Origin of the sequence: Microseira wollei NIES-4236 (genome assembly GCF_020521235.1) — a bacterium.
Lineage (GTDB): Bacteria > Cyanobacteriota > Cyanobacteriia > Cyanobacteriales > Aerosakkonemataceae > Microseira > Microseira wollei.
On record NZ_BLAY01000318.1, the window covers coordinates 1 to 6,315 of the forward strand.

Below are 6,315 nucleotides of genomic sequence, written 5' to 3' on the forward strand. Positions count from 1 at the left end.
CCATTAGCCATTAGCCATTAGCCATTAGCCATTAGCCATTAGCCATTAGCCATTAGCCATTAGCCATTAGCCATTAGCCATTAGCCATTAGCCATTAGCCATTAGCCATTAGCCATTAGCCATTAGCAATTACCCATTCACAGATGAAGCAACCAGAGGTTTAGATTTTTCAGGTTTTTCAAATACCTTGTTCGGCTTTCTCAAACCCAAACTGTGACGAGCATATTCGTGCTTTTGAGCATACATGTCGCTGATAAAATTATTCAGCGGTCTTTCCACATCTTTGATAAAATCCGCAAACCAATTCCTTTGATCTTTTAAAGGAAAACGGCTAATTACAGGGCGGAGTAAAGCGCGATAGCGGCGGCGTCCGAGACGATTATACCGCTTTTCAAAATACCAATCTTCCTGAAGTCCCCACTTTTGGCGGAAGTGATTAAAGCTGGCAAGATCCCAAGCATCGCTCCAGCGCAGCATAAAATAAGTGACATCCCACCAATCTAATTTTGCCCCAGTCATGTAGGTGACGATGCTCTGGCGATCGCAATAAACCGTACCGCCATTATGAGTCGCCATCAAACACAAATCGATGTGTTCTCTCGTGCTGAGCAACCCTTCATCCATCCCGCCATGTTTTTCCAAGAATTCAGTACGCACCAACGCACAGTGCAACTCAACAAAATCGCACTTAACCCGCTCCAATTCGTCAGCAATCTTGGAAACCCGCCGTCCTTCTAAATAGCTATTCTGCACCGCAAATCGTCCACTTTTGCCATTTTCTACGCGAGTTTCAAAGTAAGTTTCTCCACCGCCATTGTGAACGACTTCATGCACGGGTTCGTCAATGCAAGTTAAAGTCCCAACCACAGTTGCATCAGTTTCTTCCGCAGTTTCTACTAAGCTTTGCAACCAACCCCGTTTAACCAGTACGTCGTTATCAATGAAAACAAGGTACTTGGTTTTAACTTCTTTAAGTCCCAAGTTTCTGGCTTTGTTAGGAGAAATAAAATGCTCGGTGCGAATCAATTTAAAATTCTTCTGCTTGGATTGCTCTTCCAAATAGCGCTTGAGCGAGGGAGAAGAACCTCCATCGACATAAACTAATTCAAAGGGATAATCATCAGTTTCGCTGTAGATGCTTTCTAAAGACTCGCGACTATAGCTAAAACGCTCCCGTGGTACGACGACAATTGTCACAAGTGGTGTTTGCATGGTTGATGTCTCCATTGTTGATTGTTCTTGGGGTAAGTTGATATTGAGGGTCATAATTACTCCGGCAACGAGCGAGTATTAAAGTTTTGACTACGAACTTAGAAACCGGGTTTCTTTTTTCAGAGAAACCGGGTTTCTTTTTTCAGAGAAACCGGGTTTCTTGGCGTCAGTCCTGAAGGATTAGGCTGCCACCTTGCTTGCCAGTAATTCTTTCAGCAATTGGGCAGTTTTTTGTGCGCCTTGGAGTTCAAAAGTCTTAAACTGTTTGACAACAGGTTTGTAAAGATATTCGACAATTTTCTTAGCCAATTTTTCTGGTTTTAAATCATCTGGCTGAATCACCTTGACGATTCCCAGTCGTTCCATCTTTTCGGATCTGACTTTCTGCTCCCAATCTTTATTAGAAGGAAGCATCATCGACTTCACGCCTGTGTTGAGAATGTTCATGGCAGTATTGTAGCCACACAAGCTAATGGAAAGTTCTGCTTTTTCCATATAAGCCAATAACTGCGATGTGTATTTCCTCAAGGTCAGATTGGATTTGTTTTCTGCTGCTTTTTGCAGTTGTAAAAACTTTTCATTCGGGATAAAAGGCCCAGTAAATACTTGCAGGTGATAGTCGGGTAAAAGCTGTTTTATTACTGAGCTTGCTTCTAGAATTGATTCTAACAGTTCGTGGCCTAATTGTCCACCCCCTACACTCACTAAAATCATCGGATTTTTCCGATTAAAATCAATCAAATCTTCCGGGTTTACGGCAGGATTTTCCGGAGAAGATTGAACGACATATCCCGTGTAACGGATATCGCATTTGATGTCTTGGATTTGAGGGAAACTTTCTTCTAAGCGATGAAAAGAGGGGTCGGAATGCACCAGGAGTAAGTCGAAGTATTTATTCAAGCGATCGCAAGTCTTCTCGATAATCGCATCCCGATTTTCATATGCTTGAGCCATCACCACATCCCGCAGACTGCAAACAACTTTAGTTTTACGTCCTGTTGCTCGCACTCGCTCTAACAGTGGAATAGATTCAAACTCAAACTGATATTTCTTGAACGGATACCCTTCGATCGTTAAACAATCAGGCTGGAATTCATCGAACACTTTGAGCAGTAAATTTTTTCGATTTTCCTTAACTTCCTCAATATTTTGCTCACTGTCTGCAACTTTAACTTGCTTGTTTTCCGACAACAGTAAAGGTAGAGTCACCAATTCAACATTGGCTGGAAAATCAAACCCCTCCACTTCCGTTCCCGCTTTGACAAAACAGACTTTAAACTCTTTAGCGAGGCTGCGAATAATTTCCGTACTCCTCACGAGATGACCCATTCCTAAGTGATACTGACAGTAAAACAAAACCTTTTTCATTTTCCCCTCCACTTAAGCAGCCTCAATCATTTGTAATTCAAGTAAATTTTGCAGCAATTGTGCCGTTTTTTGCGCTCCCTGTAATTCCAAATTTTGGCATAGGTTTTTAACAGGTTCTTTGTTGAGACAGGCAATAATTTTTTCAGCCAGATGAGCGGGTGACAAATCCTCAGGACGAATCACCTCAAGAATTCCCATTTTTTCTAGCTTTTCGGCTCTAATTGCCTGCTCTCGGTCTTTATTAGAAGGGTAAATCATCGAGCGAACGCCAGTTTTGAGAACATTCATTGTCGTGTTATAGCCACCCAAACTAATCGAAAGACTGGCTTTTTCCATATGCTCAATTAACTGGGTAGTAAAACGCCGAATGTTGATGTTAGTTCTATCTGCGGCTAACTTTTGCAGTTGTAATAACTTTTCATCTGGCATCAATGGCCCCGTAAATATGTTAATTTTATGACGCAATTGTTTTTCCAGAATTGCAGCAGCTTCTATAACAGCTTCCAGTAGATCGTGACCCAGTTTACCCCCGCCAACACTGACTAAAATTGTGGGTTCTTGACTGCTCAAGCTGGCGATGTCTTCGTCAGTAACTACAGTATTTTCTATTGGAGATTGGACGACGTATCCTGTGTAACATACTTGACATTTCAGGTCTTTTGCTAAAGCAAAACTTTCCTCTAATCGATGCACTTTTGGATCGGAATGATACAGTAACAGGTCGTAGTAATGATTCACAAACTGACATCTTTATTCTTCTTTTTTAGCGCGTTCTTCAGTATTCTTGACCATAAAAATGTCTCGGAGACTGCCAACAACTTTGGTTGAAGGTTTTGTCGTTTTTACTCGCTCTAGAAGTGGTACTAACTCAAAGGACAAGCTCTGTTTCTTGCTGAACGGAAAACCTTCTGTAATTAAACAATCAGGCTGCAATATGTCAAACACTTTGAGAAGCATATTTTTGCGGATTTCTTTAACTTCATCAAGGCTGAGGGAACTATCTGCAACCATGATTCTATTTTCTGACCAGAGCGTTGTCGGGTCTACCTGAATTGCTGGTAGGTGGATTGTTTCAACACCCGATGGCAGTTCAAATCCCTGCACAGGTGTTCCACCTTGAACCAAACAAACTTTAAAGTCCTTACTCAGGTGGCGAATGATTTCTGTTGTTCGGACTAAGTGACCTAGACCTAGAAGATTTTGGCAGTAAAACAAGATATTTTTCATACACCTCTTCCCTGATTTTCCGTGATTCAATTGTCTTTAAACCGCTGTCAGTAAATCGGCGTATAAAGACTTGGAATACCTGTAGGCAAATTCGTCAGACTCAATGCCATGCAACAGGTTATAAATGTAGCGAGTAGTCTGAGGAAGTCCATCCAAATCAAGGCGGGAAACCGCAGGCAGATGACTGGTGGAATTGCTGAGTTGTTCTAAAATTGTTTCCATCAAACCTTGGGGTGTCAAACAATCCGGATGAATCATTTTCACTAAACCCAATCTAGATAACCGTTCAGCGCGAATTAATTGCTCTTTAGCTGGTTTGACGCGGGGAACGATAATTGATTTCTTTCCTAAAGAAAGAATTTCCGTTACCGTGTTATAGCCACCCATAGAAACAATCAGGTCAGATGCTTCCATGTAGCTCATCAAATCATCGGTAAATTCGCTAATTTGAACGTGGGGATATTTTTGCGCTGTCTGATAAAAGGCTTGTTTCTGGGATGCCTTCATTTCGGGGCCACACAGGATGACGCTTTTTAATTTGTGTGACTCAGGAAGATGTTCTAGACTGGCAAAATAGTTTTCAATCAAGTAATCGCCATCTTGACCGCCACCCGGCGTAACTAATACGAATTGTTCGTCTGCATTGATTTGCAATTCTTGGCGGAGGATGCTACGAGGCTTCAAACCGGGTTCTTTACGAATGTAGCCACAGAACCGCACTTTTTTAGCAGTATAAGCCGGAAATTGATATTCCTTTGTCAGGTTAAAAACTTCTGGCATTCCCACAACCAAAATCTGGTTGTAAAAAAAGTAAATCGCTTCGTGATAACCGTTGTTTTTCCATTCTGGAATCGTTGTTTCTGGGCTGTCGAGGATATCTCTCAGCAACAGCAATAGCTTGGTTTCTGGCAGCACGCATTTCAAATATTTTAGCGTGGCTGTTAGCTCGCCTTCTATGCCATTGGGCTTTTTATCAACCAAGAGCATATCTGGTTTGAAATTAATCGCTGTCGCCAGAATTATTTCGGATCGAAGCTTTACCGTTTCATCAGTTTCAGTGTTGAGATATTTAGCTGATAATTGACCGGATTCCCCCCGATTGAGACAAGGAAGTTTGACGTAATCAAGCCCTTGAGGTAGCCGAAAACTATGCAGCATCGGCGAACCAGAGACCACTAAAATTGAAAGTTTTGGAATGGTTTTCAACAAATAGTTACAGATGGCAAGCATTCGGCTAATATTGCCGAGACCGAATGTGTCATGAGAATAAACCATAAGTCTCATTTTCAAATGCCTCCCAATGTTTTGAATGGGTGTTTGGAGCGAATAGTCATGAGGGAATAGCCAAAACTGTTGCTGAAGTTTCGGACTGTTAAAATAGCTGATTGCAAGATTATTTAATCAAATAATTAAAATAATCTTGTCCTAGCTTGACTGTGCATCAATCAAAAAGTTTCCGGCTAATTTTTAGCGTTCTTTGCAGCGGTTTTCCTCTGCTACAGAACGAGCAGCTGACTTTCAACCTTGAGGCTGATAGTCAGAGGATTGCTCTATCTGTATATTATTAAAGCTTTATAAAAATTCTATGAAGTTGTGATGAGAAACTTCTCATTCTCGCCGTGGAACTACTGAGACTGGGAAACGTCTGTGGGGAGGTACGATGCGACTGGCTCTTCTGTTAAACTTTTCTTATAGAAGTTGCACAGAAAACTTATCAACAGATGTGAAAATTGTACGTAATGCTACGGATTTTTTTAACTGCATATGAAGGTTCATCGCTTGCAGATGCCAATCGCACTAGCTTTGTCGGCAGGTATTTTCAGCTTTGCTGCTTGGTCTGCACAAGCTATCCGACTTGCAGATGGAACCACTTATTTTGCTAACCCGCCGCGTTTGATGGGTGCGGTAACGACGCAAAAGGATGCTAATTCCTGGGGTGCAAGGTATGATTTTACCCTCGCGATGCCGGAAAATGCGGGGGAGTCTTTGCAGAAAGTGGCGATCGCACAACAACAAGGCACGGCGCGTCCGCGTTTCGATCTCAATAGAACCGAAGCATTTGAAGGCACCCCCAACCGTCCCGCCGCCAGATTATCCTTAAAAGAAGTCACAATAGACCCCCAAACCCTAGGGATAAAAGTGATTTTTGACCCACCCGTTCCGCCTGGTAAAACAGTCACCATCAGACTTTATGCGACTCGCAATCCCCATGTCGGAGGTGTTTATTTATACGGTGTTACCGCATTTCCGACGGGGGAAAAACCCCACGGTCAGTTTTTAGGATTTGGGCGGATTCAGATTTATGAAGGTAATAATGATGGAGCATAAACGCTAATAGCTAATGGCTAATGGCTAATGGCTAATGGCTAATGGCTAATGGCTAATAGCTAATGGCTAATGGCTAATGGCTAATGGCTAATGGCTAATGGCTAATGGCTAATGGCTAATGGCTAATGGCTAATGGCTAATGGCTAATGGCTAATGGCTAATGGCTAATGGCTAATGGCT

Annotated in this window: 6 protein-coding genes; 1 reads left to right on the plus strand and 5 read right to left on the minus strand. The window is 42.2% G+C overall.

Going from position 1 to position 6,315, the window contains the following annotated elements:
• Positions 1-129: 129 nt before the first annotated feature.
• The 5 genes from MiSe_RS47100 to MiSe_RS47120 all read right to left on the minus strand — a co-directional run bounded on the left by MiSe_RS47100 (position 130) and on the right by MiSe_RS47120 (position 4,965).
• A complete protein-coding gene (locus tag MiSe_RS47100) occupies positions 130-1,212 on the minus strand; it encodes a glycosyltransferase family 2 protein (RefSeq protein WP_444980643.1) in 1,083 nt (360 codons plus the stop codon).
• A gap of 180 nt (positions 1,213-1,392) precedes the next feature.
• Positions 1,393-2,580, minus strand: coding sequence for a glycosyltransferase family protein (locus MiSe_RS47105; protein ID WP_226593988.1), 1,188 nt, complete (start codon positions 2,578-2,580; stop codon positions 1,393-1,395).
• 12 nt (positions 2,581-2,592) lie between these two features.
• A complete protein-coding gene (locus tag MiSe_RS47110; protein WP_226593990.1) occupies positions 2,593-3,318 on the minus strand; it encodes a glycosyltransferase family protein in 726 nt (241 codons plus the stop codon).
• Positions 3,319-3,330: 12 nt separating this feature from the next.
• Positions 3,331-3,807, minus strand: coding sequence for a hypothetical protein (locus MiSe_RS47115; protein ID WP_226593992.1), 477 nt, complete (start codon positions 3,805-3,807; stop codon positions 3,331-3,333).
• 36 nt (positions 3,808-3,843) lie between these two features.
• The gene (locus tag MiSe_RS47120; protein ID WP_226593994.1) at positions 3,844-4,965 is read right to left on the minus strand and encodes a glycosyltransferase family protein; all 1,122 of its coding nucleotides are present in this window, start codon (positions 4,963-4,965) and stop codon (positions 3,844-3,846) included.
• A 606-nt stretch (positions 4,966-5,571) separates the two neighbouring features.
• Between MiSe_RS47120 and MiSe_RS47125 the strand changes: the two genes are divergently transcribed.
• Entirely contained in the window at positions 5,572-6,135 is a 564-nt protein-coding gene (locus MiSe_RS47125) for a DUF2808 domain-containing protein (protein WP_226593996.1), read from the plus strand.
• Positions 6,136-6,315: the final 180 nt, after the last annotated feature.

Coding starts and splice junctions, on each gene's coding strand:
- MiSe_RS47115 (WP_226593992.1), bottom strand. CDS start 3,807: ATGAAAAATATCTTGTTTTACTGCCAAAATCTTCTAGGTCTAGGTCAC.
- MiSe_RS47120 (WP_226593994.1), bottom strand. CDS start 4,965: ATGCTGCATAGTTTTCGGCTACCTCAAGGGCTTGATTACGTCAAACTT.
- MiSe_RS47125 (WP_226593996.1), top strand. CDS start 5,572: ATGAAGGTTCATCGCTTGCAGATGCCAATCGCACTAGCTTTGTCGGCA.
- MiSe_RS47100 (WP_444980643.1), bottom strand. CDS start 1,212: ATGCAAACACCACTTGTGACAATTGTCGTCGTACCACGGGAGCGTTTT.
- MiSe_RS47105 (WP_226593988.1), bottom strand. CDS start 2,580: ATGAAAAAGGTTTTGTTTTACTGTCAGTATCACTTAGGAATGGGTCAT.